Origin of the sequence: Leisingera aquaemixtae (genome assembly GCF_019801145.1) — a bacterium.
Lineage (GTDB): Bacteria > Pseudomonadota > Alphaproteobacteria > Rhodobacterales > Rhodobacteraceae > Leisingera > Leisingera aquaemixtae_A.
Genome location: NZ_JAHVJQ010000005.1, coordinates 25687 through 51363, shown reverse-complemented (window position 1 = coordinate 51363; position 25677 = coordinate 25687). Strand labels below are relative to the sequence as shown.

Here is a 25677-nt window from a genome sequence, read left to right as displayed (position 1 = left end):
CAGGAGGAAATCAGCCGATGACAGAGATGATGCGCGCGGTGGAGATCACCAAACCCGGCGGGCCGGAGGTGCTGCAGCTGTGTGAGCGCCCGGTGCCGCAGGCGGGCCATGGCGAGGTGGTGATCAAGGTGGCCTATGCCGGTGTGAACCGCCCCGATGCGCTGCAGCGCGCAGGTGCTTATGATCCGCCCAAGGGCGCCAGCGACCTGCCGGGGCTGGAGGCCTCGGGCGAGGTTGTGGCGGTGGGCGCAGGCGTCAGCGGCATCGCGGCGGGCGATCAGGTCTGCGCGCTGCTGCCCGGCGGCGGCTATGCGGAGTACGTGGCAACACCCGCGGCGCATTGCCTGCCGGTGCCTGCAGGGCTGGACCTGAAACAGGCGGCCTGCCTGCCGGAAACCTTCTTTACCGTCTGGTCCAACGTTTTCAACCGCGGCGGGCTGAAAGCCGGGGAGCGGTTCCTGGTGCATGGCGGCTCGTCCGGCATCGGCACCACCGCGATCCAGCTGGCCAGGGCGTTCGGTGCGCGGGTGTTTGCCACCGCGGGGTCGGATGAGAAATGCCAGGCCTGCCTGGATCTGGGCGCGGAGCGGGCGATCAACTACCGCGACGAGGATTTCGTCAAAGTGCTGCGGGACGAGGGCGGCGCCGATCTGGTGCTGGACATGGTTGGCGGCGACTACATCCCGCGCAACGTCAAGGCGATGGCCGAAGACGGGCGGCTGGTGCAGATCGCCTTTCTGCAGGGGCCGAAGGTGGAGCTGAACTTTGCCCTGATGATGGTCAAGCGGCTGACCCTGACCGGTTCCACCCTGCGTCCGCAAAGCGATCTGGCCAAGGCGCAGATCGCTCAGGACCTGCGCGAGGCGGTCTGGCCGCTGATCGAGGCGGGCAAGGTGGCGCCGGTAATGGACAGCGAGTTCGCGCTGGAGGAAGCGGCAGCGGCCCACGCCCGGATGGAAAGCTCCGGCCATATCGGCAAGATCGTTCTGAAGGTCGGCTGATCTTCAGGGATGGCGTTCTGAAGAGGGCCGGCCTTGGTGCCGGCCCTTTTTTCGTGCTGGGCTGCGGCGGCTTTAATCCACTGCGCGCCGGTACAGGTGCCAGGTCGCGTGCCCCAGCACCGGAACGACGATGATCAGCCCGGCCAAGAAGGGGATCGATCCGACGGCTATCGAGGCACCGACAATCACGCCCCAGGTCATGCAGACCAACGGGTTCTTGCGCAGCACCTTGATCGAGGTTGCCACCGCCACCGGCAGGCCCACATGGCGGTCCATCAGCAGCGGGAAGGACACCAGGCTCATCGCCAGAGCGGCAAAGGCAAAGACCGCGCCGACTGCGCTGCCGGCGATGGCCATGATCCAGCCCTCGCGGGTGGTTAGAACAGCGGCGGCGAAGCTGGCGATCGATTCCGGCGGCTCCGGCCCCAGGGTGCGGCTGTAGATCATGTCGGCTGCCACCAGCCAGATGATGAACAGCGCCGCCAGATACAGGCCGAGCACCAGAATGGCGCCGAATGCAGGTGAGCGGATGACGCCAAAGGCGTCCATCCAGCGCGGTTCGAAACCGGCTTCGCGGCGCGACGACATCTCGTAAAGCCCGACCGCGGCCACCGGCCCCAGAATTGCAAAGCCCATGATCATCGGCACGATCAGGGGCAGGAGGTTCATCGACAGACTCATCACGATCAGGGCAATGCCGATGATCGGGTAAAACAGCACCAGGAACATGGCGTCGCTGCGGCAGGCGGCAAAATCCTCCAGCCCTGCGGCCAGCGAGTGGATGATGTCGTCCATGGTCAGCTTGCGCGCCTTGGGCATCGACTTAACGCCGTCGCTGCCCATTTCGCCCACGGTTTCGCTGATATGATGCCCGGTGGTCTCTGCACCCTGCAGAAGCCAGCTGAGCGGGTTACCGATTGTTTTTGCCATGCGCTTCCTCCTTCTCGCTGACCAAAACGGAAGTGCCGTTCAGGCAGGGCCGGGCGCGGCACGTGGACTTATTGTAGCACGAAACGCGGCAAAGTCCGCTTCACAGGCCATTTACCGCCGTGAAACCGGAGAGGGCGCTTTGCAACGGCCGCTGGCGGGGCCGGAAAGCGGAGATGGCAGGGAAGTTTGCGCATGGGGTCAGGCGTGTGGAAATGCGGGCTGTTTCGGGCATGCGCATCAACTGCGTGGAAAGGCCGGAGGTTTCCGGCCGGGCGGAGGTTTCCGGCCTAGTTCATCCCTCTCAGGCGGGCGAGAACCTCATCAACGGCGTCCACTTCCGTTTGGCAAAGCAGGTTCGTGACCTGTGTGTGGCGGCCCCCGACAAACGTCTGGACATAGTGGCCGCGCCAATCGGTTCCAGAGCATTTTTTCAGGAATAGCTGGTCGTTGCCGCTGTAGTTGATGTGATGGCGGGCAAAGGAAAACTCGCGGTAGTTTGACCTGAACTCCGCCACGTCTGTGAAGGGCGAGAAGCCTTTGAAACCCTGAGCCAGAAAAGGATCCTCGAAATAGACAGACTCGCGGTTTTCCTCCCGGAAGAAGACCTCCAGGCGGCCGGAGTGATCAAGCACGTATTCAAAGATCAAGGAAGCCTCAGCTGGAAAACTGCTGCTGTACCCGTTCTCCATGCCGGATTGGGACCCGTCCGAGGCGACATAGTGGCTGCCATCTGCAAGACAGGCAATGCGGCCTGCGATCAGGCCGTCCTGCGCAGAAGATGGAGCCGCAGCAACTGACAACAGAAGGGAAACGAGAACCCTCATCTTAGTTTCTCCTGCGCATACCTTATCAAATTTGCGCTGGAATGTCATTTGGGCCGCAGGGGCGTCCTGCAGGCTCAGCGGATTGGCGCAAAGTGCGCGTTCTTCAGCGTGCAGTCCCTGATCGCGTCCCGGCCGCAGGGCACCGGCTCCAGCGCTTTGGACAGGCAGATGCGCGCCTCCTGGATGGCGCCCTTCCGGCAGGTGATGGTGAGGCTGTCGGGCGTGAGTGCCGGGTTGTCCTCGAGAAAGGCCGCCTCTACCACCGCCGCGGGCAGGGTGACAGGTTTGTCCAGCTTGCGGAACACCGCGGGGCGGGTGACGCGGCCATAAGCCTCGCGCATCAGGGTGTAATAGGCCTGCGCGCTGAGGCCGGAGCAGGTGCCGTGTTTCTTCCACTGGTGCCAGGCGAGGCCTGGGCTGCCCATGATGTCTGCCATCCCGCGGCTCATGGCGCGGCTCGGCGGCGCCTCGGCGCTGCGGCAGTAGCTGGGCCAGCCGCGGTGGTACTGCGGCCAAAGCCCGTGCAGCGTCCAGCCATGGTCATGGCGGGCATCGCACTGGTCGGCGCCCCGGGCGTCGCCCTCCTGCGCGCACCAGTTCGGCGACCAGCTGAGCGACAGCACGTAATAGTCGAAGTCGCCGGCCTGTTCGCCGTCCGCTGCGGCAAACGCGGCCCAACCGGCCAGAACGGCGGCAAACCCCAGCAATAACTTGCGCATTGGCCTCTTTCCTTATGCAATGAAGCCGACTATATAGGTCGGAAGTTCCCCGACAACGGAAACCTGCCCCGGATCGCCGGGGGCGCCATTTCAGGCGGCGGGAGAGATGTATCCGGGGACCAGAGGTGTTTTAAGGAGATGAGCACATGGCAAAACCGTTGATGGCCAAGGCAACCGCCGTGTGGCTGGTGGACAATACCACGATCAGCTTCAAGCAGATCGCCGATTTCGTGGGCATGCACGAGCTGGAGATCCAGGGCATTGCCGACGGCGAAGTGGCGGTGGGCGTCAAGGGCTTTGACCCGGTGGCCAACAACCAGCTCACCCAGGACGAGATCGACAAGGCGCAGGCCAATCCGCTGCACAAGCTGAAGCTCAAGTTCAACCCGGCCGCGGCCGGCGAGGAAAAGCGCCGCGGCCCGCGCTACACCCCGCTGTCCAAGCGCCAGGACCGCCCCAACTCGATTCTGTGGCTGGTTAAATTCCACCCGGAACTGTCGGACGGCCAGATCGCCAAGCTGGTGGGCACCACCAAGCCGACCATCCAGTCGATCCGCGAGCGCACCCACTGGAACATCGCCAACATGCAGCCGATCGACCCGGTGGCGCTGGGCTTGTGCAAACAGTCCGAGCTGGATGCGGCAGTCCAGAAGGCGGCAGCCAAGAAAGCAGCCGAAGGCGGCGTGATGAGCGACGACGAGCGCCGCAAGCTGGTCTCCACCGAGCAGTCGCTGGAGATGGAAGCCGAGCCGAAGATCCCGACCGCCATCGAAGGCCTGGAAACCTTCACCCTGGGCGGCGGCTCCAGCGCGGAAGACGAGAAGAAGGAAGACGACATCCTGGATGCCGACAGCTTCTTCAACCTTCCTGCCGGCAGCGATGACGACGAGGACGAAGAGGACAACCGGTACTGATCCGGGCCTGCCGGCCGGGCCGGCAAGCGCTAAATCATTAAAAAGCCGCAAATCCGATGCTCCGGATTTGCGGCTTTTTCTGTTAGAATTGAGTCCCAACCTTACAAGATGTTGACTGCGCGCCGGTTATTCGCGCAGCATGATGTTGCGGTGCAGCCGTGTTCCTGGCTGCCCGCAGGTTCGAGCACGCGGAAAGCGCCCCCTGCCAGAAGGGGCTGGGCCGCGCTGCGACGGGGACGCAAAAGTTACTGAGTATTGCCAGCGGTCCTGCCTGGGAAGCCGGTCCGCGCAGGGATGGCAGGAGTATTGGTTATGGACGCATCGGGGGCGGCGGCGCTTGGCGAAAGCGGCCGCTTGGATCTGGGAGAGCTAGCAGCCTTGAACGGCCGGCAATTCTGTCAGGCATTTGTGGATCAGCTGGCACGGGGCTTCGGCGCCGATCTTGTCACTGTGGGCGAGCTTCAGCCCGGCGGGGGCGGCAGCATCCGGGTGCTCGCCAGCTGGTTCGACGGGCTGCAGCTGGGGGACTTCGAATACGACATGCGCGCGACGCCGTGCCACGATGTGGTGCAGAGCGGTGGCCCGCAGGTATTCCTGCGGCAGGTGCAGGAGCGCTATCCCGAAAACGGGATGTTTGCCGAGGAAGGCATTCAGGCCTTTGCCGGACTGGCCCTGAAGAACGCTGCGGGCCGCACTGCCGGCCTGGTGCAGGCGGCCTGGCGCCGCGAAATCGGCACCGGGCGGGCGGCGGAGATCACCGCCCTGATGCAGCAGTTCGCCCCGCGGCTGGGGGCGGAAATTGCCGGGCTGCAGACGCGGGCCGCGCTGGCGGCGCTGGCCAGGGGGCCGGGCAGCACATCGCCGCGCGCGGCCTTCCGCCAGCTGGCGGCGCAGCTGCAGGGCGCACTGGGTGTGCGCACGGCCTTCATCGCCGAAAACACCGCGCACAGCGCGGACCGATTCCAGGTGCTGGCCTGCTGCACGGACGGGCAAGCGGAGGCGGCGATGGAGGACAGCCTTGTGGGTTACGCGGGCCGCCCTTGCGCCTTTCTGAAGGAGGGCGAGCGGTTCCTGGTGCCGGAGGGGCTGCAGCAGGCGTTCCCGGCGCAGGCGCAGTTCCGCGAGCAGGGCCTGCAGTCCTACCTCGGGGTGCCGCTGCGGGATGCCGAGGGGCAGATGATTGGCCATTTTGCGCTGCTGCACAGCCGGGAAATCCGCCTGGAGCCAAGTGAAAACAGCCTGGTGGAAGTGTTTGCCGCGCGGATTGCGCTGGAGCTGTGCCGCCGCCGGGCGGAGCGGCGGCGGCGCCAGGCAGAGCAAGCGCTGCTGCTGCGGCACAAGAGCGAAAGCCTGGGGCTGCTGGCGGGCACCATTGCGCATGAGTTCAATAATCTGCTGGCCTCGATGCAGGGCCGCAGCGAGCTGGCGCTGGCGCATCTGGGGGCGGCGCATCCGGCGCAGGCCCATGTCGCGGCGGTGGAGGAGGGGCTGCAGGCCTCGGCCCGGCTGATGCGGCAGCTGCTGGGCTATGCCAGGGGCGGCGGCAATCCGCAGCCGGAGACATGCGACCTGAACTGCATCGTGCGCGATGCGCTGGCGCTGGTGCCGGTGGAGTGCCGGCTGGGCAAGGCGGTGGTGCTGGACCTGGCGGAGGGGGAACTGACGGCGCAGATGGATCCGGCGCAGGCGGGCCGGCTGCTGATGCAGGCGGTGCTGAATGCGGTGGAGGCGATCGGCCCGGGCGCGGGCACTGTCACGGTCGCCACCCGGCGCATCAGCCTGTCCGCAGCGGAACGCCGCCGCCTGTTGAAGGGGCGCAGAATGGCCCCAGGCCCCTGCCTGCTGCTGGAGGTGCGCGACACCGGCCACGGCATGGGCCGCGACACCCTGGCCCGCATGTTCGACCCCTTCTTCACCACCAAGCCCGGCGGCCGCGGCCTGGGGCTGGCGGTGGCGCTGGGGATCATCAGCCGTCACCGCGGCGGGCTGGCGGTAGACAGCCGCGAAGGCGGCGGCAGCACCTTCCGTTTCTACTTTCCGGCCTGCACTGCTGCGGCGGCGCCTGCCCCCCGGGCAGCGGCTGCGGCGGCGGCGCCGCGCCGGGAGCAGCGGCGGCGGATCCTGGTGGTCGATGATGAGGACACCGTGCGCCGGGCCGTCGCTGGCCTGCTGCAGCTGCGCGGCTGCGAAGTGGCGCAGGCGGACGGCTATGACGCGGCGCTGGCGCTGCTGCAGGCGCAGGGGCCGTTTGACGGCGCAGTGATCGACATGAGCATGCCGGGCCGCGGCGGCTGGGAGACGCTGGCGCGGCTCCTGGATATGCAGCCCGGCCTGAACGCGGTGATGATGAGCGGCTTTGCCTTCAGCGCCGCGGAGGCCGGTTTCCCGGAGTTGGAGGGCGTGCAGGTGCTGGACAAGCCCTTCACCCGCGAAAAACTCTACAAGGCGCTTTTCCGCTAGCGGCCTGCCGCCGGGCGGCGGCGCCTATCCGGCGGGCGCCTGTTCCAGCAGCCAGGCCCGGACCCGCTCGATCCGGCTGGTGCCTGCCTTGGCCTGCGGGGTCAGCAGGTAATAGGCGCTGGCGGGGGTGCAGCGGTGCGGGTGGGCCAGGGCCAGCGTGCCATCCGCCAGTTCGCGCTTGACCAGCAGTTCCGGCAGGATGGCGACCCCGTGGCCGTATTTCACCGCGTCGATCAGCATCTCGAACTGGCTGAACAGCGGCCCGGTGGGGCGGGCGGGCAGCGCCTGTTCCTGATCCTCGAACCAGATCTGCCAGCTGAGCGGGCGGGTGGTGTGCTGCAGCGCCGGATGCTCCAGCAGCCGGGCGGCGTCCTGCAGCGGGGCTTCCAGCAGGCCGGGCGCCGCCACCGCCACCAGGGTTTCCGGCATCAAGAGGTCGGCGCGGAAGCCGGGCCAGGGCGGATCGCCCTGCACGATGGCCAGATCCACCAGGCTGGCATCAACCTGCGCATTGTCCAGATAGGTGATGGTGTTCACCGTCAGCCGCGGCTGGTCCTGCGCCAGCCGCGCCAGTTGCGGCATCAGCCAGCGGCTGCCCAGGGTCGGATAGGTGCCGATGTTGAGCGCGCCGTAAGGATTGTCGCGGGTGCGCAGCCGGTAAAACGTGGCCTCCAGCGCCTCCAACTGCGGCGCAAGCTCCTGCAGCAGCATCCCGCCTGCGCCTGTCAGCTGCACCCGCTGGCGTTCGCGCTTGAACAGGGTCTGGCCGGTCTGCGCCTCCAGCCCCTGGATCTGGCGGCTGAAGGCGCTTTGCGACAGGTTCATCGCACGGGCGCCTGCGGCAAAGCTGCCGGAGCGGGCGGCGGCCTCGAAACACAGGAGGGCGGAGATGGGCGGGATCTTGCGGCGCATGTGGATACCCTGCCAGGTGTTGCAATTTTTGCAACATGCATTGCGAAAGCCTGGCTTTATTTTGGGAAAATGGCCTGCGACCATGGCGCCGAATGCATCACCACTCACGATCAGCACGAAAATTTGGGAGCGCGCGGCATGACATTTGTTCCGCAGATCAACGACGCCGATGCCGGGTCCGTGGCCCAGGCCATGCAAACCATGCCAGATTCCGCCTCAGTGGCGGAGTTTGTGCCCGGACCGGGCATCCAGCGGCTGGAGCTGAAGTTTGACGTCCGGCTGCTGCAGGAGGCGCTGGCGGAGTGCCTGCGCCGCGAGGAGTTCATGGGCGGCATGCAGGACCAGGGATTTGCCGCGCTGCCGCTGACCCAGCGCCCGGGGCAGACCGAGTGGACCGCCAACGACCTGTCGGGCCGCTACTGGCTGCGCGCCGACGACCGCTATGTCGAGGAGCCGCGCGAGGATCTGGTGCCGGAGGTGGAGTTCTGCGAGTTCAATCCGAAGTTTGCGGGCACCTATTTCGAGCATGTGCATGCCGAGTTGGCGAAACGCTTTCCGATCGGGCGCACGCGGGTGCTGTCCAAGGGCCTTTATAACTGCAACTCCTGGCACCGCGACCCGGAGCCGCGGCTGCATATCCCGGTGGTCACCAACCCCGGTTCCCTGTTTATCGTCAATCATCATGTCACCCACTTGCCAGCGGACGGCTCGGTCTATTTCACTGACACCCGCGGCTACCACACCGCATTGAACGGAGGCGAAACCCGCCGCGTCCACATCGTGGCGGCGCTGGCTTATGAGCAGGTGACGGAATGAGCCAATACACAGGGCTGGCGGGCGCAGGGGGCGATGGACCCCTTTGCGATCTGCGCAGCGATACGGTGACGCGGCCCGATGCGGGCATGCTGCAGGCGATGGCTGCAGCAGAGCTGGGCGATGACGTCTTTGGCGAGGACCCTTCGGTCAACCGGCTGGAGGCTGTGCTGGCCGAGCGTCTGGGCAAGGAGGCCTGCCTTTTCCTCCCCACAGGCACGATGAGCAATTTCACCGCCCTGCTGGCGCATTGCCAGCGCGGCGAGGAGGTGATCTGCGGCCGCGGTTATCACGTTTACGCCTATGAGGCCGCGGGAGCGTCGGTGCTGGGCGGCATTGCGCTGTGCCCGGTGCCGGTGCGCGCGGACGGGGCGCTGGACCCGGCAGAGATCCGGGCTGCGGTGAAAGAGGATGACCCGCACTTGCCGATCAGCCGCCTGCTGTCGCTGGAAAACACCCATAACGGGCTCGCTGTGCCGCTGGCGGATATGGCCGCGGCGGCAGAGGCCGGGCGGGCCGCAGGGCTGTCCGTGCATCTGGACGGGGCGCGGTTCTTCAATGCGGTCACCGCGCTGGGGTGTTCGGAAACAGATCTGGCCGGGCTGGCCGATACGGTCTCGGTCTGCCTGTCCAAGGGGCTGGGCACGCCTGCGGGTTCGGTTCTGGCCGGGCCTGCGGATCTGATTGCCAAGGCGCGGCGCTGGCGCAAGATGCTGGGCGGCGGCATGCGGCAGGCGGGGGTGCTGGCTGCCGCCGGGCTTTATGCGCTGGAGCACAACGCGGGGCGGCTGGCAGAGGATCACGCGCGTGCGGTGGAATTGGCTGATGTGTTGCGGGGCTTGGGCGCGGGCGAGGTCGTGCAGGCCACCAATATGGTGTTCTTCACGCCCGCTGACGGGCGCAATGATGATCTGCGGGCGCATCTGGCGGCAGAGGGCGTGGCAATCGGCGGCAGCAGCTCCGGCGCCATCCGCATGGTGCTGCACAAGGGTGTGGAGGATGCTGCGCTGGCGCGGGTGGTACTGGGGCTGAAAAGCTTTTACGCCTGAAGAACGCAGGAACCGCTGCGACACTAGGGCCGCGCCGTCAGATTTCCTTGCGTGCGTTGAGTGCTGCGGAAATGGTGCCGTCGTCCAGGTAATCCAGCTCGCCGCCGATCGGCACGCCCTGGGCGAGGGAGGTCAGTTTCACCTGCCCTTGCAGCTGGTCGGCGATGTAGTGGGCGGTGGTCTGGCCGTCGATGGTGGCATTGAGGGCCAGGATCACCTCGCGGACGCCCTCGGTCGCCACCCGGTCGATCAGCCGCGGGATGCGCAGATCCTCCGGCCCCACTGCATCCAGCGCCGAGAGCGTGCCGCCGAGCACATGGTAGCGGCCCTTGAACACGCCCGAGCGTTCCATCGCCCAGAGGTCAGCCACATCCTCGACCACGCACAGCTCGCCGTTGCCGCGCACCTCGTCGGTGCAGATCGGGCAGATCTCGCTGGTTCCGACATTGCCGCAGTTGAGGCACTCGCGGGCGGTCGCGGCCACCTCGCTCATCACGTCGGCCAAGGGCGTCAGCAGCAGCGCCCGCTTGCGGATCAGGTGCAGCACCGCGCGCCGGGCCGAGCGCGGCCCCAGCCCCGGCAGCTTGGCCATCAGGGCAATCAGGTCTTCGATGTTGGTGGTGGAGTTCTTGATCATGCCGCGGGCCTTAAGGTTCCTTGCCATATAGGCCACCCGGGGCCGCGGAGCGCAAGGGCCGCGCGGTAAAATGTTCGGGGTTTGTTTTTCTGGCGCCCCGGGGGTATGCCTTGCCTGAAAATGCGGAGGGTTCGGGATGGGCGGCGAGATAGCGCGGGAAGCAGGAATTTCTCCCCAGTTGCGTTTTGGCCGGCTGACGGAGGTTACGCCGCAGGAAATTGCCCGCCACATGTCAGACCCGCGTATGGCGGAGCATATGCCCTTGCTGACAGGGCAGTGGGATGAGGCTGCCGCCAGGGAGTTTGTTGCGGCCAAGGAGGCCTGCTGGCAGCGCGACGGGCTGGGCCATTGGGCTTTCTTGCGCGGTGATGCTTACCTTGGCTGGGGCGGCTTCCAGAAAGAGGGGGATGAGTGGGATTTCGGGCTGGTGCTGCGCCCGGACTGCTTCGGCCTTGGCCCCGCCATCGCCCGCAAGGCGCTGGAATTTGCCCGCACGGACGCGCGTATCCCCTATGTCACCTTCCTGCTGCCGCCGACACGGCAGCATCTGCGGCCGCTGATGCGGCTTGGGGCGGTGCAGACCGGGGAGGTGCAATACGAAGGGCAGCGCTTTTTGAAGTTCCGGCTGGAGACGGGCTGAGGCGGGCAAAAGAAAAGGCGGCTCCTGACGGGCCGCCTTTTGCAGGGGAATTTCGTGCAGCTCAGAACGGCAGCTTGATGTCCTTGGGCAGGCCCATGCTTTCGGTCAGCTTGGCCATTTCTTCCTGCGCCTTTTCCGCCGCCTTGGCCTGGGCGTCCTTGATTGCGGCCAGGATCAAGTCCTCGACCACTTCCTTGTCGTCGCCGTTGAAGATCGACGGGTCGATGTCCAGCGCCTTGAGGTCGCCCTTGGCGGACGCGGTTGCCTTGACCAGGCCCGCGCCGGCCTCGCCGGTCACCATGACGTTGTGCAGGTCTTCCTGCATCTGCGCCATCTTGGTTTGCAGTTCCTGTGCCGATTTCATCATCTTGGCCATGTCGCCAAGACCGCCGAGGCCTTTGAGCATGTGGTTTCTCCTGAGATTCCGAGTTTGGGGCACAGATACGGGCCGCGGGACCGCGAAACAAGGGGCAGGATTGTCTTCGTGGAGCGGTTTAGCGCTCTTTCGCCCGTCCGATAGGCCGGGCAGCGCCCGACCCGCCCCCCATCAAACCGAAGGTTTGCCTCCGGCAAAACGGTGGCGGGCGCTTCGCTTCCTGCCCTGCCGGGGCGGACGCTGCCATAAGTGGCTGAAAAAAGAAGTTCTTTGAGGCGGAGGGAGTGCCAAGCCAACCGCAGTAAAGCTTTACCCGTCCTCGAACGGATCCCATTCGTCCTCCACCTCGGGCAGGGCCTCGGCGGCAACCTCGGCGGCCAGTTCCTCGGGCGTGCGGATGCGGGTGATCTTGGCCTTGGGAAAGCTTTCCAGCACCGCCTGCACCAGCGGATGCGCGGTGGCCTTCTCGCGCAGGGCGTTCTCAGCTGCGTCGCGGACCTCGGCAATGGTGGGCGCCGCGCCGTCCGGCGCGATGGAGACAACCCAGCGCGCGCCGGTCCAGTTCTGCAGCGCCGAGCCGAGCCGGGCGGCCAGATCGCGCGGGGCCTGTGCCGAGGGGGTGAATTCGATCCGCCCGGGCTGGTAGGAGACCAGCCGCACGCCGGTTTCCACTTCGACCAGCAGTTTCACGTCGCGGTTCACCCGGATCAGTTCGACCACATGTTCAAAGGACGGATAACGGGCCAGCGCGGAGCTGACCTGAGGCGCCAGCGCCGCCACCGTGCCGCCGCCGCCATGGGCTACCGGCGCGCCGCCGGGTGCGCCGCCTTGCGGCGCAGCGCCAGCGGGTGCGCCGCCGCCAAGCGCCGGGGCGCCCATGCCCTGCATAGGCACACCGCCGCCGGGGCCGCCGGGACCGGGGGGCGGCGGAGGCGGCGTGTCCTGCAGCTTGCGGATCAGCTCTTCGGGGCTCGGCAGGTCGGCCACATGGGTGAGCCGGATCACCGCCATTTCGGCGGCCATCATCGCGTTCGGGGCGGCGGCCACTTCCTCCAGCGCTTTCAAGAGCATCTGCCACATGCGGGTCAGCACCCGCATCGCCAGCGCCTCGGCCATTGCTTGCCCGCGGGCGCGCTCATCGGGGCTGACGGTGGGGTCCTCGGCTGCGTCCGGGGTGATCTTCACCACTGAGACCCAATGGGTGATCTCCGTCAGATCGCGCAGCACTGCCAGCGGGTCGGCGCCCTCGGCATATTGCGCGCTGAGCTCGGTCAGCGCCGCCGCCGCATCGCCGCGCAGGATCATGTCCATCAGGTCCAGCACCCGGCCGCGGTCGGCAAGGCCCAGCATGGCGCGGACCTGATCGGCGGTGGTCTCACCGGCGCCGTGGGAAATCGCCTGATCCAACAGCGAGGTCGCATCGCGGGCGGAGCCTTCGGCGGCGCGGGTGATAAGCGCCAGCGCGTCCTCGGCAATCTCGGCGCCCTCCGCGGCGGCGATCTTGCGCAACAGGGCGATCATCACCTCCGGCTCGATCCGGCGCAGGTCGAAGCGCTGGCAGCGCGACAGCACCGTCACCGGCACCTTGCGGATCTCGGTGGTGGCGAAGATGAATTTCACATGCGCGGGCGGCTCCTCCAGCGTCTTCAGCAGCGCGTTGAAGGCGGAGGTCGACAGCATGTGAACTTCGTCGATGATGTAGATCTTGTAGCGGGCCGAAGCGGCGCGGTATTGCACCGAGTCGATGATCTCGCGGATGTCGTTGACGCCGGTGCGCGAGGCCGCGTCCATCTCCATCACGTCGACATGGCGGCCTTCCATGATCGCCACGCAATGCTCGCACTTGCCGCAGGGATCGGTGGTGGGGCCGCCCTGGCCGTCCTCGCCGATGCAGTTCATGCCCTTGGCGATGATCCGGGCGGTGGTGGTCTTACCGGTGCCGCGGATGCCGGTCATGATGAAGGCCTGGGCGATGCGGTCGGCGGCAAAGGCGTTCTTCAGCGTCCGCACCATCGCATCCTGGCCCACCAGATCGGCAAAGGTTTCGGGCCGGTATTTGCGGGCCAGAACCTGGTATTGGGATTGGGTGGTGCCGCTGGGAGTATCGTTCATGGTGTCTCGTGCCGGATTCGGTTTGCGGGGGGCGCTGCGTTCCGCGCAGGGTATTGAAGCGCAGCCCGTTCGTCCACCGCAGATGGCAGCATTCCCCGGGCAGTAAAAGCGCTTTGGCTTTGCGCGGTTAGCGGCTAGGCTGAGGGGGAGGGGAAAAAGCGGGGGAAGTGCAGGAGCGCAGCGTCCAGGGAGGCGGTATGCGAACTGAAGACACTTCAAAGCCTGCCGTGCAGGAAACTGCGGTGCAGGCCGGCCTGACCATCCACGCGCTGTCAGCAGGCGGCGGCATCCTGGCGCTGTGCCGGCTGCCTGGCGGCGAGGGCGACTACCGCAGCGACCTGATCCAGATCTATCAATGGAAGCCGGGGCTGGTGATCTCGATGACCACGGAGGCCGAGCACGTCGCCGCCGGGGTGCCGCGGCTGGGCGTCGATATCCAAAGCATGGCCTGCCGCTGGATCCATCTGCCGGTGCCGGATTTCCAGGTGCCGCCGCCCGGTGTGAACGCAAAATGGGCTGCCGCCAGCAAATCGGCGCGGCAGGCGCTGGCGGGCGGCGGCCGGGTGCTGGTGCATTGCAGGGGCGGCTGCGGCCGGTCCGGCATGGCGGTGATGCGGCTGATGATCGAATGCGGCGAGGACCCGGCGCAGGCGCTGGCGCGGCTGCGCTCGGTGCGGCCCTGCGCGGTGGAGACCGACGAACAGCTGGACTGGGCCTGCGACGGCAGCAAGGCCTGTTAGGCTGGTTTCATTCTAAACGTTCCGCCTGGCAGACAGACTGGGCAGCATCTGTCCCCTGCAGAAAGGGGTACTGCCCTTGCCGTGATGCCAAATCTTGGGGTGCCTTGCCTACAGCGCCAGCATCTGCTCGGCTTGGCGCGCCTCTGCCGTCTTCGGCAGCGCCTCCATCAGCGCGCAGGGGCGGACGTCCAGCCGCGAGGCGGCAAAGCCGGTGCCGTCGCGGCTGAGGATCGCATCGGCAAAGCGGTCCAGCCCGTCGCGCGGCGCCTCTTCGCCGACGCCGCAGAAAAGCCGGATCCGGTCATGGCTGGCAGCAAACTGCGCCGGGCAGTTGCGCGGGCAGCCGTCCAGCGCGGTGGTGCCGGTGATTTCGAAGTCCTCCTGGGTCAGCGGCTTGGCCTTGGTCATCGCCTCGGCCAGCTTGGCGATCATCCGCTCTGCCGCGGGGCAGGGCCGCCCCAGGTATTTGCAATCCGTTGCCGCATAGAAATGCGTCTGGTCCGTCCACATCATGTTAGCGCCCTCCGCGCGTGGCACGGGGGTCATGGCGACAAGAGACCGGATGAGATAGCGGGAGTCCCGCGCTGCCATCAGACCCTGTCCGGACACCCCGCCCGGGTTCGAGTTTCACTTCCGATGGCAGGTCTCCTGACTTGCGGGTCGTCGCTTTCCCGATCCTTCCCGGCCTATTCGGGCCAGTGGCTCTATCGGGGTCGCTCGCCGCTTACAGTTGCGGGGGCAGTCGCGGAATTGGCCTTGCGCTGGGCGGGGCCGCACCGTGTTCCCTTTTCATCCCGGACACAAGATTCTGTGGCGCGGGAACCATCGCCACAAGCGGTAGCGGCTGGCCCCCCGAGTCGTCAATCGTTTTTCTGCGCCTGCAAGGCTGCGGGCCCGGGGGTGTGCATCTGCAGGTGCAAGCCCCGGATCACATCCGAATCGCGCCGCACCCGGGCCAGCTGCCAGCCGCCCTGCAGCAGGATATAGAAATTCTCTGCGGCTGCGCGGGCCTCGCGCTCGGCCAGGCCCAGACGCCGGGCGTGGGCCGCGGTCTCGGTGATCCAGCCCTCGAACAGCTTGGCGGCGTGCTGGTGGAAGGTCTCGTTCTCCGGCCCCTCAAACAGGGTGGCAGAGACCGGGCAGCCGCTCCATTTTCCCTGTTTGTCGAATAGTTTGGCCAGCTTGTAGCAGACCGTCTTGGCGCCTTCCCGGAAGCTGGGCGCAGGGTCGAACGAGGCGGCGATCAGCTCCAGCATCTGCTCGGAGGCCCAGTCCGCCGCGGCCAGGGCGAGGTCGGATTTGCCGTTCGGGAAATGGTGGTAGAGCGAGCCCTTGGGCGCCTCTGCCGCGGCCAGCAGTTCGGCCAGGCCGGTGCCGCTGTAACCCTTGTTTCGGAACAAGCCGGCAGCCGCGCGCAGCAGCCGCTCGCGGGTCGGGGCGGGGCTGTCCGGGCCGGGCTGGGGTGTCGTCACGTCAGTCATGGCGGCAGGTTGACAGCATTAGACCGATTGGTCCAGAGGTGGAATAGACCAATCGGTCTAGGAGGGTGCCATGCTCGACAGCCATGCAGAACACACTGCGGATATCCGGGTGCAGGAGCTGCGCTTTGCCGCAGGCGATGCGGTGCTGGCCGGGCGGCTCTATCACCCGGCGGGACCGGCCAGGGCAGCGGTGGTGCTGAACGGCGCAACCGGGGTGCCGCAGGGCTATTACCGGCATTTTGCGCGCTGGCTGGCGGCAGAGCGGCAGATGGCCTGCCTGACCTATGATTACCGGGACTTTGGGGCCTCGGCGCGCATGCACCCGCGCCGGTCACAGGCCACCATGGCCGAGTGGGCGCTGGCGGATCAGCCGGCCGCCCGGACAGAAATGCAGCGGCGCTATGCGGGCGTGCCGCTGCTGGTGATCGGCCATTCGCTGGGGGCAATGCTGATGCCCCTGCAGGATGGCCTGACGGACGTCGCCCGCATGATCGTGGTTGCGGGCGGCTTGGTGCATCACCACGATCATCCCTGGCCCTACCGCGCGCTGGCGCTGGCTTTCTGGTTCGGCCATGTGCCGCCGCTGGTCCGTGCCTTGGGCTACCTGCCCGGGCGCGCGGTGGGGTTCGGGGCCGATTTGCCGGCTGGCGTCTACTGGCAATGGCGGCGCTGGTGCACCACGCCGGGCAGCTACCTGCCGGAAACCGGCAGCAGCCTGCCGCAGCCGAAATGGCAGGGCAGCGGCATCCCGGTGGATCTGTTTGCGATGGCGGATGATGATGTGGTGCCGCCTGCCGCGGTCTGGCGGCTGGGCGATGTCTTTGGCGGCGTGCCGCAGCGCAGGGTGGTTCTGGACCCGCAAGAGGCAGGGGTGCGCAGGATCGGCCATCTGGGCGCCTTTGCCCTTGCCAATGCCGCCCTGTGGCCGAAGCTGGTGCCGCAGGCGTAGCGCAGTGCGCTCAGGCGGTGCGGCTCAGCCGTTCTTCAGTGATGCGGGCGAAATCCGCCAGACGCAGCTTGAACCGGCGGTTCAGATTGCTGCGCGCCAGTTTCAGCGATTGCACCATCAGCCGCCCGGTCAGGCTGGTGGGCGCCAATTTCAGCTGCACCGACATCCGGGTCCGCTGCGGCGACAGCGCCAGCAGGTCGATCCCCATCTGCCCGTCCAGGCCGCTGCCGCTGCCGGCCAGGGCCATCCCGGTGTCCGGCGAATAAGACGCCAGCGTCAGCGCGATGTCGCGCTGCTTGCCGCGGAAGCTGAAGGACAGATCCCAAGCCAGCCCGCCCGCCGGATAAGCGGTGTCGCCGGTGCGCTGCAGGTCTATGCCGCGCCGCAGGGCAGAGCGTTCCAGCGAGTCGAAATCGGAGATCGCCTGGAACACCTCGGCAATCGGGGCCTCGATATCTTCGCTGCTCTTAAATTCCATCTTCGCCTGCCTCAGTTGCCTTGCCGGTGCGTTGCCGGGCTGCTGCGCCGTTTCCAGATCATATGCGCGTTAGTCTAGTGTGTCTGCAAGCCAGTTCTTCAGCAAAAACTGCGCAATCGCTCCTTTGCGCGCTGGTTTCAGAACCGGGTGCTCACCCGCAAAGACCGTCATCATTTCCTGGCGGCTGACCCACAGCGCATCCTCAATCTCTGCCGGGTCGATGGTGATCTCGCGGCTCAGCGCCTCGCCGGCGCAGCCGAACATCAGCGACATCGGAAAGGCCCAGGGCTGGCTTGACAGGTAGCTTACCGCGCCAACCTGAACGCCGGTTTCCTCCAGCACCTCGCGGCGCACCGCCGCCTCCAGCGTCTCGCCGGGCTCCACGAAACCTGCAAGCAGCGAATACATGCCCTCGGGCCAGCCGGGCGAGCGCCCCATCAGCACCGCGTCGCCGTGGGTGATCAGCATGATCACCACCGGGTCGGTGCGCGGGAAATGCGGCGCCTTGCAGGACGGGCAAACCCGCTGCCAGCCTGCCTGCGCCATATCGCTGGGCGCGCCGCAGCAGGCGCAGAAGCGGTGGCTGCGGTGCCAGGCCAGCATCGCCTTGGCGGTGGCGGCCAGCTCTGCCTCCAGCGGGGTGAGACGGGTCATCACCCGGCGCAGCTCGGCAAAGACACGGCCTTGCGGCAGATCCGGATGCTGCTGCTCGCTGGCGTCGGCAAAGCTGTTTAGGGCGTCCTGGTCCAGGCTGTCGGGCTGCCAGCTGCTGATATCGCAGGCAAAGCAGGGCGCGCCGCCGCTGCCGAGGCCCAGAAACAGCGCCTCATCCCTGCGGGCGGCGGCCAGCGGATGCGTCGGATCGGTCCAGGCCAGGCCGCAGGGCAGTTCCGCCTCCGTTTCGCGCCGGGTCAGCGGCTTGCCGCGCCACAGCAGCAGCACCCGGGTGTCCGCGCTGGCCCAGGCGGCGTCCAGCGCGGCTGCGTCGCTGCGCAGATGCGCGGCCCGCTCCAGCCCGCCGCTGCCGAATGTCACCTGTTCTGCGCGTTTCATGGCGGCTCTCCTAATGACTGGCGGCCGGGCCGCCGGGCTCAACGCTTGGAATGCGGCAATGCATGACAGTGTGCCGCAGCCGTTGCCAGCAACCGGCCGCGATCGGTGCTTGCCTGTCACCGCGCGGCCACACCTGCGCGGCTGAGGCGCGCGCATTTTTCAGCAGAACAGGGCAGAACAAGGCCGGCGCGGCCGCGCCTCTGTGAAAAAGTTAACAGGCAGCGAAAAGGATTCTTTGCAAATCGTTAAAACGCTGATTCAAATGGCCGCAACAAAGAATGGCGCTGAATGGCGCCGCAAGGAGTGGCGGGCAGGCGGTGTCAGCTGGAATTCGGACATGACCGGCGGGGCAGGGGCCTCGGACCCTCGGACCGCCGGGGCAGTGCACGTGCTGGCCACCACGGACCTGCACTGCAATCTGCTGAGCCATGACTATTATGCCAACCGGCCTGACCCGGCTATCGGGCTTTCGCGGGTGGCGACCTTGATCGCGCAAGCGCGCGCCCGCGCGGCGCGCGAGGGCGCCGCCGCCCTGCTGGTTGACAATGGCGACGGCTTCCTGGGGGCGCCGCTGGGGGACATCCTGCCGGGCGCGGCGGGGCCGCATCCTTTGGTGCGTGCATTTCAGGTTTTGGAATATGATGCGGCGGGCCTCGGCAATCACGATTTCGATTTCGGGCTGGAGGCGCTGGCGGAAGTGCTGCAGGCCGCGCCCTGTCCGGTGCTGTGCTCCAATCTGACGGCGGCGCAGCCAGGGCTGCGGCTGCCGTTTGCGCCGGCGGCGGTGCTGGAGCGGCAGATCCCGGCCTGCCCGGACCTGCCGCCGGTGCGGATCGGTCTATTGTCGGTGCTGCCGCCGCAGACGCTGACATGGTGCCGCCAGGTGCTGGCGGAGCAGCTGCAGGCCGCGGGCATCGTCGAGGCGGCAGCGGCGCAGGCGCGGCAGCTGAAGGCGCAGGGCTGCGACCTGGTGCTGGCGCTGGCGCATACCGGGCTGGCGGCTGCAGGCGGGGAAAGCAGCGAGAACGCATTGGAGCAGCTTGCCGCGCTGCCGGACATCGATGCCCTGGTCGGCGGCCACACCCATCTGACCCTGCCGGATCCGCAGCATCCCTTTGCCAAGCCGGTGGTGATGCCGGGGGCGCATGGCTCGCATCTGGGGGTGATCCGGCTGGAGCTGGAGTACACGGGCAGCGGCTGGCGCCCGGCCGGCGGCAGCGCCAGCCTACAGCCGGTGGCGCAGCAAACGCAGGCCCGCGCGGTGCAGCCGCTGGCGGCCGAAGACCCCGGCCTGGTGCGGGCGCTGGCAGAGGATCACGCGCGCACGCTGGAAAGGATGCGGGAGCCTGCGGGCCACAGTCCGGTGGCCATGCATTCCTATTTCACCTTCTTTGCGCCGGACCGCGGCCTGGCGCTGGTCGGCAGCGCCCAGGCGGCGGCGGCGCGGCTGCTGCTGCAGGGCACCGCGGTAGAGGGCCTGCCGCTCTTGTCGGCAGCGGCGCCCTGCAAATTCGGCGGCCGCTCAGGCCCTTATTTCTATACCGATATTGCCGCCGGTGGGCTGTGCAACCGCAATATCGCCGACCTGCAGATCTTTCCCAATGAGCTGCGGGTGATCCTGGTGAGCGGCGCGCAGCTGCGGGACTGGCTGGAAATGTCCGCCGGGCTGTTCAACCGAATACTGCCGGGCAGCTCCGGCCGGCGGCTGACCGATCCGCACCGGGCCGGGCACAATTTCGATGTGATCTTCGGACTCAGCTACCAGATCGACCTGACCCGGGCGCCGCGGTTCTCAGCTGCCGGAGAGCGGCTCAGCCCGGAGGCCTGCCGGGTCGCGGACCTCAGCTGGAACGGTAGGCCGGTGGCGCCGGACCAGCGCTTTGCGGTTGCGGTCAACAGCTACCGGGCCAGCGGCGGCGGCCGGTTCCGGATGCTGCAGGCGGCAGAGGAGCAGCCGGTGCCGCCGGTCCGGATCCGCCAGGCGATCCGCGACTATATTGCCGGACGGCTGCCGCCGGAGCCGTTGGCAGAGGCGCCGTACCCGTGGCGGCTGGCGCCGGTGCCGGGCGCCAGCGCGGTGGCGGTGACAGGCCCCGGTGCAGCGGAGCACATGGAGGAGCTGCCCGCCGGGCTAGCCACGCCCCGCGGCTTCAGCAGCAGCGGCTTCTGGGAGCTGGAACTGCAGCTTTGACTGCCTGAAAACGCAGCCGGAGCGGCCCTTGCCATTCCCGGCAGCGGTCCTTATATCGGGATTCGAGAGGTTGGCGCGGGCAAGCGCCTCGCCAACCTGGTCAGGTCCGGAAGGAAGCAGCCACAACGAGCCCCGCTTGGGTCGATGTCCAGCCTCTCACTTATCTCCCCGAACAACTGAATAGACCTTGAGAAGGGGAGAATCTCCCGCCCGCCCTACAGCGGCCAGAGATTGCCCCGGCGCCGCTGGGCCGGGCGCCACGCCGACGTGCGGCGGGGGCCGCCTCTTCATCTGGCCGGAAATATCCTGGGGTGAATTGGCCGCACGGCCAAGAGGGGCGAAGCCCCTGCCTGGGGCAGTCTTGCGAACCGCGTTCAGAACCGGCCGTTGTCTGCCGGATAGACGCCGAGGATCTCCACATTGGTGGTGAAATAGCTGAGCTCATCCATCGCCAGCTGCACATTGGCGTCGTCCGGGTGGCCTTCGATATCGGCATAGAACTGGGTCGCGGTGAACGACCCGTCCACCATGTAGCTTTCCAGCTTGGTCATGTTGATGCCGTTGGTGGCAAAGCCGCCCATCGCCTTGTAGAGCGCCGCAGGGATGTTGCGCACCTGGAACACGAAGCTGGTGATCATGTTGTGGGCGCCGCGGCGGGTGTAATCGATATCCTTGGCCATGATCAGGAAGCGGGTGGTGTTGTCGCCGTTGTCCTCGATATGGCGGGCCAGCACTTCCAGCCCGTAAATCTCGCCCGCCAGTTCGCTGGCCAGCGCGGCTGAGTGGATGTCGCCCGCGTCGGCCACGTCGCGGGCGGCGCGGGCATTGTCGGGGCTGACGCGGCCGCGGATGCCGTGCTCGCGCAGGAAGGTTGCGCACTGCGGCAGCAGCACCAGATGCGAGTGCGCCTCGCGGATGTCTTCCAGCTTCGCCCCTGGCACCGCCAGCAGGTTGATATGCACCCGCACAAACGCCTCGTCGATGATGTGCAGCCCGCTGTGCGGCAGCAGCCGGTGGCTGTCGGCCACCCGCCCGTAGGTAGAGTTCTCCACCGGCAGCATCGCCTGTTCCGCCTCGCCGCTGCGCACCGCCTCCAGAATGTCCTCGAACGTGCGGCAGGGCAGCACCTCCATGCCGGGGCGGGCGATGCGGCAGGCCTCGTGGCTGTAGGAGCCAAGCTCCCCCTGAATGGCGATTTTGCGGCTCATGGGTGTGTTCCCCGTGCAAAACTTCAATATTTGGGCGTTTCGTCGCGCTGTCTATACCTTGCCACTTGGGAGGGGAAGCCTTAGACACCCCTGCAGACAGCTAAATGGACTCGCGATCATGTTTGACACGATGACCCTCACCAAAGCGACCGCAGGCGTCTGCGGCGCGTTCCTGGTATTCCTTCTGGGCAAATGGGGCGCAGAAGTACTGTATCACATGGACAGCCACGGTGAGGCTTCCTATGTGATCGAAGTCGCCTCTGCCGAAGATGCCGGCGGCGATGAGCCGGAAGTCAGCTTCGAAGAGCTGATGGCCTCCGCCGACGCCGCCAAAGGCGCCAAAGTCTTCAAGAAATGCTCTGCCTGCCACAAGCTGGAAGACGGCGCCAACGCCACCGGCCCGTATCTGTACGGCGTGGTCGGCCGCGATATCGCCTCCGCATCCGGCTTCGGCTATTCCGGCGCGCTGACCGGCCTGGCCGGCAACGCCTGGACCCCGGAAGAGCTGGACGCCTTCCTGGCCAAGCCGTCGGCCTATGCGTCCGGCACCACCATGTCGTTCTCCGGCCTGAAGAAACAGGCGGACCGGGTGAACCTCATCGCCTATCTGGACAGCCTGGACGGCTAAGCCCGGCCGCTGTCCCAGCTATCCAAATGAAAAAGCCGCTGCGATGTGCAGCGGCTTTTTTGATGCGCGTCTGAGTGCCGTTGGCTCAGGCCGGGTTGTTTTCCCGGTAATAGGCCAGCGCATCGCGCTCCGTGCCGTCGGGCAGGATGCAGACGCCGATGGTGCCCGCCTTGCCGCTGCGCAGCACGTACTGGCCGCCGGTTTGCACGCAATAGGCCTCTTCCGGGCTGGTGTAGACCACTTCCTCTTCCTGCTGGGCGCAGGCGCTGAGCGCGGCGGCCCCGGCAACCGCGAGAGCGGCAAGTTTCATTGACTTCAGCATCGGCAGACTCCCTCGTTTCATAACGCAATAGTGATCTGAGGCTGGCAGGCAATTTTATTTCGCGCAAGCGCGGCTCTGCGCAGGCCCTTGTTTCGGCTGCTTTTTGCCCAGAAGCGGGCCTGCATCACCTAATCTCAACTTGAATGTTACCGCCCCCGGACATTAGCTTGGGGGCGAAAAACCCGGGCTCCAGTTCCGGGCAAAGGAGGTCATGGCAGATGAACACCGCCAAAGCTGCGGCGCGCGCGCGCGCGAAGGACGACGTGAACCCGCTGCAGGCCGCCGCCGCGCTGGCTCAGGCCATGATGCTGGGGCTGATCCTGACGCTGGCCGCCGCAACGCTGGCCAAGGCGGAAGAGGCCATCATCAAGGCGCATGGCTTTGCCGAGTTCGGGGAACTGAAATACCCGCAAGGCTTCGCCCATTTCGACTATGTGAACCCGGAGGCCCCGAAGGGCGGCGAGCTGTCGATTTCCGCCGTCGGCACCTTCGACAGCATGAACCCCTTCACTCGCAAGGGCCGTGCCGGGATGCTCGCCTCCAGCCACTACGAGAGTCTGCTGGTGGAATCCTATGACGAGCCCGGATCCTACTACGGTCTGGTTGCCGAAAGCCTGGAATACCCCGAAAGCCAGGACTGGGTGATCTTCAACCTGCGTCCCGAAGCAAAGTTCTCCGACGGAACGCCGGTCACCGCCGACGATGTGGTGTTTTCCCACAACATCCTGCTGGACCAGGGGCTGAAATCCTATGCCGAGGCGGTGCGCAAGCGCATCCCCAAGGCAGAGGCGCTGGGCCCGCACCGGGTGAAATTCCATTTCTCCCCGGATTTCCCGCGCCGGGCGATGATCACCCAGGTCGGCGGCACGCCGGTGTTCTCCAAGGCCTGGTTCGAGGCTGATCCGGAAAACCGCCGCATAGACCAGCCGCGGCTGGATCCGGGCATCGGTTCCGGCCCCTACATTCTGGAAAGCGCCGATGTGAACCAGCGCATCGTCTACCGCCGCAACCCGGACTATTGGGGCAAGGACCTGAACGTGAACGTCGGCCGCCACAACTATGACCGCATCCGGGTCGAGTATTTCGGCGATGCGATTGCCGCGATGGAAGGCTTCAAGGCGGGCGTCTACACGCTGCGTTCGGAAAGCAACTCGAAAAGCTGGGCAACCGCATATGACTTTGCCGCGGTTGAAAACGGCCAGGTGATCAAAGCGGAAATTCCCGATGGCAACGTGCCTGCCGCCAGCGGTTTCGTTATGAACCTGCTGCGGCCCAAGTTCCAGGACATACGCGTCCGCGAGGCAATGCAGCTGGCGTTCAATTTCGAATGGACCAACGAAAGCCTGCAATACGGGCTGTTCCGCCACCGCTCCTCCTTCTGGCAGGATTCGCCGCTGGCCGCCGAAGGTCTGCCTGAGGGGCGCGAGAAGGAGGTGCTGGAGGCGCTGGGCGATCAGATCGACCCGTCCATCCTGACGTCTGAGCCGGTGATGGCGCATGCGTCCAAAGCCTCCCGCCCCGGCGATCGCAAGAATCTGCGCCGGGGGATGAAGCTGCTGGATGAGGCCGGCTGGACCGTAGGCGATGACGGTATGCGCCGCAATGCGGCGGGCGAGCTTCTAAAGATCGAATTCCTTGTGGATAGCCCGACTATTGAGCGTATCGTGCAGCCTTATGTCTCCAACCTGCGCACCATGGGGTTGGATGCGGTGGTGAACCGGGTCGACTACGCCCAATTCACCAGCCGCCGCCGGGAGAAGGAGATCGATATGATCTTTTCTGCTTTCCCGATGTCGCTGGAGCCGTCGACGGGCCTGCAACAGTACTTCGGGTCCGAGGCGCATGAATATTCGGTTTTCAATCCGGCAGGGCTGGCCGATCCGGCGGTGGACGCACTGATTGACGGCGTCGTTGAGGCCAAATCCCTGGAAGACCTGCGTGCCAATGTGCGTGCACTGGACCGGTTGCTGCGCGCCAAGCGTTTCATGGTGCCGACCTGGTATCTGGACGTGAACTGGGTCGCCTACTGGGACATGTACCGCCAGCCGGAAAATCTGCCGCCTTTTGACACCGGCCTTTTGGATTTGTGGTGGATCGATGCCGAGCGCGAGGCCGCGCTGAAGGCCGCCGGCGCGCTGCGGTAAGGACCACAAATGGCAGCCTATATCTTCCGCCGCCTGCTGCTGGTGATCCCGACGCTGTTCGGCATCCTGCTGGTGAACTTTGCCCTGGTGCAGTTTGTGCCCGGCGGCCCCGTCGAGCAGATCATCGCCCAGCTCGAGGGCGGCGGCGACGTGTTCGAGGGCTTTGCCGGCGGCGGCGGCGACACCGGCACCGAGGCGATCAGCGCCAACGAGAACTACGCCGGCCGCCAGGGCCTGCCGCCGGAGCTGATCAAGGAGCTGGAACAGCAGTTCGGCCTCGACAAGCCGCCGCTGGAGCGCTTCCTGACAATGCTCGGCAACTACGCGCGATTTGACTTCGGCGAGAGCTATTTCCGCAAGATTGGCGTGACCGAGCTGGTGCTGGAGAAGATGCCGGTCTCGATCTCGCTTGGCCTTTGGTCGACGCTGATTGCCTATCTGATCTCGATCCCGATGGGCATCCGCAAGGCGATGCGCGACGGCTCGCCCTTTGACACCTGGACCAGCGGCGTGATCATCGCTGCTTATGCGATCCCGGGCTTCCTGTTTGCCATCATGCTCTTGGTGCTGTTTGCCGGCGGCTCCTACTGGCAAATCTTCCCGCTGCGCGGCCTAACGTCGGACAACTGGGAAAGCCTCAGCCTGTTCGGCAAGATCGCGGATTATTTCTGGCACATCGCGCTGCCGGTCACCGCCTCCACCATCGCAGCCTTCGCGACGCTAACGCTGCTTACCAAGAACTCCTTCCTCGACGAGATCAAGAAGCAATACGTGATGACCGCACGCGCCAAAGGCCTCAGCGAGAACCGGGTGCTTTACGGCCATGTGTTCCGCAACGCGATGCTGATCGTCATCGCGGGCTTCCCGGCGGTGTTCATCGGCGTGTTCTTTGCAGGCTCCCTGATCATCGAGACGATTTTCTCGCTCGACGGCCTTGGCCGGCTGGGGTTCGAGGCCGCGGTGGCGCGCGATTACCCGGTCATGTTCGGCACCATGTATATCTTCGGCCTGATGGGGCTGGTGGTCGGCATCGTCTCCGACCTGATGTATGTGGTGGTCGATCCGCGCATCGACTTTGAAAAGCGGGAGGGCTGAT

The 25677-nt window shown here is 66.3% G+C and carries 25 protein-coding genes, 1 other RNA gene and 1 riboswitch; of the genes, 13 read left to right on the top strand and 13 right to left on the bottom strand.

Annotation, left to right across the window (positions count from 1 at the left end):
• Nucleotides 1-17 precede the first annotated feature (17 nt).
• Entirely contained in the window at nt 18-1001 is a 984-nt protein-coding gene (locus KUW17_RS13220) for an NAD(P)H-quinone oxidoreductase (protein WP_222479868.1), read from the top strand.
• 72 nt (nt 1002-1073) lie between these two features.
• On the opposite strand, the gene KUW17_RS13215 is transcribed toward KUW17_RS13220, so the two are convergent.
• From KUW17_RS13215 to KUW17_RS13205, 3 genes are all read right to left on the bottom strand, one after another.
• Nucleotides 1074-1931 (bottom strand): DUF2189 domain-containing protein, encoded by an 858-nt coding sequence (locus KUW17_RS13215; RefSeq protein ID WP_222479866.1) that lies wholly within the window; start codon nt 1929-1931, stop codon nt 1074-1076.
• A gap of 287 nt (nt 1932-2218) precedes the next feature.
• Entirely contained in the window at nt 2219-2755 is a 537-nt protein-coding gene (locus KUW17_RS13210) for a hypothetical protein (protein WP_222479864.1), read from the bottom strand.
• A gap of 74 nt (nt 2756-2829) precedes the next feature.
• Entirely contained in the window at nt 2830-3474 is a 645-nt protein-coding gene (locus tag KUW17_RS13205) for a ribonuclease T2 (RefSeq protein ID WP_222479862.1), read from the bottom strand.
• Between the two features lie 146 nt (nt 3475-3620).
• On the opposite strand from KUW17_RS13205, the gene KUW17_RS13200 reads away from it, so the two are divergent.
• Entirely contained in the window at nt 3621-4388 is a 768-nt protein-coding gene (locus KUW17_RS13200; protein ID WP_222479860.1) for a DUF1013 domain-containing protein, read from the top strand.
• A 312-nt stretch (nt 4389-4700) separates the two neighbouring features.
• Nucleotides 4701-6848 carry an ATP-binding protein gene (locus KUW17_RS13195; protein WP_222479857.1) on the top strand — a complete coding sequence of 716 codons (2148 nt, stop codon included), beginning with the start codon at nt 4701-4703 and terminating at the stop codon, nt 6846-6848.
• Nucleotides 6849-6872: 24 nt separating this feature from the next.
• Here KUW17_RS13195 and KUW17_RS13190 read toward each other — a convergent pair whose 3' ends face one another.
• On the bottom strand, nt 6873-7760 hold the full coding sequence (locus KUW17_RS13190) for a LysR substrate-binding domain-containing protein (protein ID WP_222479855.1): 888 nt from the start codon (nt 7758-7760) through the stop codon (nt 6873-6875).
• 138 nt (nt 7761-7898) lie between these two features.
• On the opposite strand from KUW17_RS13190, the gene KUW17_RS13185 reads away from it, so the two are divergent.
• Both KUW17_RS13185 and ltaE read left to right on the top strand, forming a co-directional pair.
• Nucleotides 7899-8576 carry a hypothetical protein gene (locus KUW17_RS13185; protein WP_222479854.1) on the top strand — a complete coding sequence of 226 codons (678 nt, stop codon included), beginning with the start codon at nt 7899-7901 and terminating at the stop codon, nt 8574-8576.
• Nucleotides 8573-9622 carry a low-specificity L-threonine aldolase gene (gene ltaE, locus KUW17_RS13180; protein ID WP_222479853.1) on the top strand — a complete coding sequence of 350 codons (1050 nt, stop codon included), beginning with the start codon at nt 8573-8575 and terminating at the stop codon, nt 9620-9622. Before KUW17_RS13185 ends, ltaE begins: the two co-directional genes overlap by 4 nt.
• Before the next feature lie 37 nt (nt 9623-9659).
• Here the strand turns inward: ltaE and recR are convergent, their stop codons facing one another.
• Nucleotides 9660-10259 carry a recombination mediator RecR gene (recR, locus tag KUW17_RS13175; protein ID WP_222480502.1) on the bottom strand — a complete coding sequence of 200 codons (600 nt, stop codon included), beginning with the start codon at nt 10257-10259 and terminating at the stop codon, nt 9660-9662.
• Between the two features lie 136 nt (nt 10260-10395).
• Here recR and KUW17_RS13170 point away from each other — a divergent pair, with 136 nt between their 5' ends.
• On the top strand, nt 10396-10899 hold the full coding sequence (locus tag KUW17_RS13170) for a GNAT family N-acetyltransferase (protein WP_222479851.1): 504 nt from the start codon (nt 10396-10398) through the stop codon (nt 10897-10899).
• Nucleotides 10900-10960: 61 nt separating this feature from the next.
• Here KUW17_RS13170 and KUW17_RS13165 read toward each other — a convergent pair whose 3' ends face one another.
• Together KUW17_RS13165 and KUW17_RS13160 are read right to left on the bottom strand one after the other, a co-directional pair.
• Complete coding sequence (locus KUW17_RS13165; protein ID WP_222479849.1) at nt 10961-11305, bottom strand: YbaB/EbfC family nucleoid-associated protein; 345 nt, start codon at nt 11303-11305, stop codon at nt 10961-10963.
• 279 nt (nt 11306-11584) lie between these two features.
• Nucleotides 11585-13441: a DNA polymerase III subunit gamma/tau gene (locus tag KUW17_RS13160; RefSeq protein ID WP_315899402.1), complete on the bottom strand. Its 1857-nt coding sequence runs from the start codon at nt 13439-13441 to the stop codon at nt 11585-11587.
• A gap of 143 nt (nt 13442-13584) precedes the next feature.
• Between KUW17_RS13160 and KUW17_RS13155 the strand changes: the two genes are divergently transcribed.
• Nucleotides 13585-14127 (top strand): protein-tyrosine phosphatase family protein, encoded by a 543-nt coding sequence (locus KUW17_RS13155; RefSeq protein ID WP_222479845.1) that lies wholly within the window; start codon nt 13585-13587, stop codon nt 14125-14127.
• 108 nt (nt 14128-14235) lie between these two features.
• Here the strand turns inward: KUW17_RS13155 and KUW17_RS13150 are convergent, their stop codons facing one another.
• Together KUW17_RS13150 and KUW17_RS13145 are read right to left on the bottom strand one after the other, a co-directional pair.
• Complete coding sequence (locus KUW17_RS13150) at nt 14236-14640, bottom strand: hypothetical protein (RefSeq protein ID WP_222479843.1); 405 nt, start codon at nt 14638-14640, stop codon at nt 14236-14238.
• A 107-nt stretch (nt 14641-14747) separates the two neighbouring features.
• A riboswitch (cobalamin riboswitch) is annotated at nt 14748-14969 on the bottom strand.
• 18 nt (nt 14970-14987) lie between these two features.
• Complete coding sequence (locus tag KUW17_RS13145; protein ID WP_222479841.1) at nt 14988-15608, bottom strand: TetR/AcrR family transcriptional regulator; 621 nt, start codon at nt 15606-15608, stop codon at nt 14988-14990.
• A 70-nt stretch (nt 15609-15678) separates the two neighbouring features.
• Between KUW17_RS13145 and KUW17_RS13140 the strand changes: the two genes are divergently transcribed.
• Nucleotides 15679-16557, top strand: coding sequence for a serine aminopeptidase domain-containing protein (locus tag KUW17_RS13140; protein ID WP_222479839.1), 879 nt, complete (start codon nt 15679-15681; stop codon nt 16555-16557).
• A gap of 10 nt (nt 16558-16567) precedes the next feature.
• Here KUW17_RS13140 and KUW17_RS13135 read toward each other — a convergent pair whose 3' ends face one another.
• Together KUW17_RS13135 and nudC are read right to left on the bottom strand one after the other, a co-directional pair.
• Complete coding sequence (locus tag KUW17_RS13135; protein ID WP_222479837.1) at nt 16568-17035, bottom strand: SRPBCC family protein; 468 nt, start codon at nt 17033-17035, stop codon at nt 16568-16570.
• Nucleotides 17036-17104: 69 nt separating this feature from the next.
• Complete coding sequence (gene nudC, locus KUW17_RS13130) at nt 17105-18088, bottom strand: NAD(+) diphosphatase (RefSeq protein ID WP_222479834.1); 984 nt, start codon at nt 18086-18088, stop codon at nt 17105-17107.
• A 262-nt stretch (nt 18089-18350) separates the two neighbouring features.
• Between nudC and KUW17_RS13125 the strand changes: the two genes are divergently transcribed.
• Nucleotides 18351-20279, top strand: a complete 1929-nt coding sequence (locus KUW17_RS13125) for a 5'-nucleotidase C-terminal domain-containing protein (RefSeq protein ID WP_261397198.1) — start codon at nt 18351-18353, stop codon at nt 20277-20279.
• A 63-nt stretch (nt 20280-20342) separates the two neighbouring features.
• An RNA gene (ffs, locus tag KUW17_RS13120) (signal recognition particle sRNA small type) lies at nt 20343-20441 on the top strand.
• 212 nt (nt 20442-20653) lie between these two features.
• Here ffs and KUW17_RS13115 read toward each other — a convergent pair.
• Nucleotides 20654-21487, bottom strand: a complete 834-nt coding sequence (locus tag KUW17_RS13115) for a prephenate dehydratase (RefSeq protein WP_222479832.1) — start codon at nt 21485-21487, stop codon at nt 20654-20656.
• Nucleotides 21488-21605: 118 nt separating this feature from the next.
• Between KUW17_RS13115 and KUW17_RS13110 the strand changes: the two genes are divergently transcribed.
• The gene (locus KUW17_RS13110; RefSeq protein ID WP_222479830.1) at nt 21606-22115 is read left to right on the top strand and encodes a c-type cytochrome; all 510 of its coding nucleotides are present in this window, start codon (nt 21606-21608) and stop codon (nt 22113-22115) included.
• Between the two features lie 85 nt (nt 22116-22200).
• Here KUW17_RS13110 and KUW17_RS13105 read toward each other — a convergent pair whose 3' ends face one another.
• The gene (locus KUW17_RS13105) at nt 22201-22425 is read right to left on the bottom strand and encodes a DUF333 domain-containing protein (RefSeq protein ID WP_226430234.1); all 225 of its coding nucleotides are present in this window, start codon (nt 22423-22425) and stop codon (nt 22201-22203) included.
• Between the two features lie 230 nt (nt 22426-22655).
• On the opposite strand from KUW17_RS13105, the gene KUW17_RS13100 reads away from it, so the two are divergent.
• Both KUW17_RS13100 and KUW17_RS13095 read left to right on the top strand, forming a co-directional pair.
• Nucleotides 22656-24581, top strand: a complete 1926-nt coding sequence (locus KUW17_RS13100; protein ID WP_222479826.1) for an extracellular solute-binding protein — start codon at nt 22656-22658, stop codon at nt 24579-24581.
• 9 nt (nt 24582-24590) lie between these two features.
• Nucleotides 24591-25676 carry a microcin C ABC transporter permease YejB gene (locus KUW17_RS13095; RefSeq protein ID WP_222479824.1) on the top strand — a complete coding sequence of 362 codons (1086 nt, stop codon included), beginning with the start codon at nt 24591-24593 and terminating at the stop codon, nt 25674-25676.
• The last annotated feature ends 1 nt before the right edge of the window (nt 25677 follow it).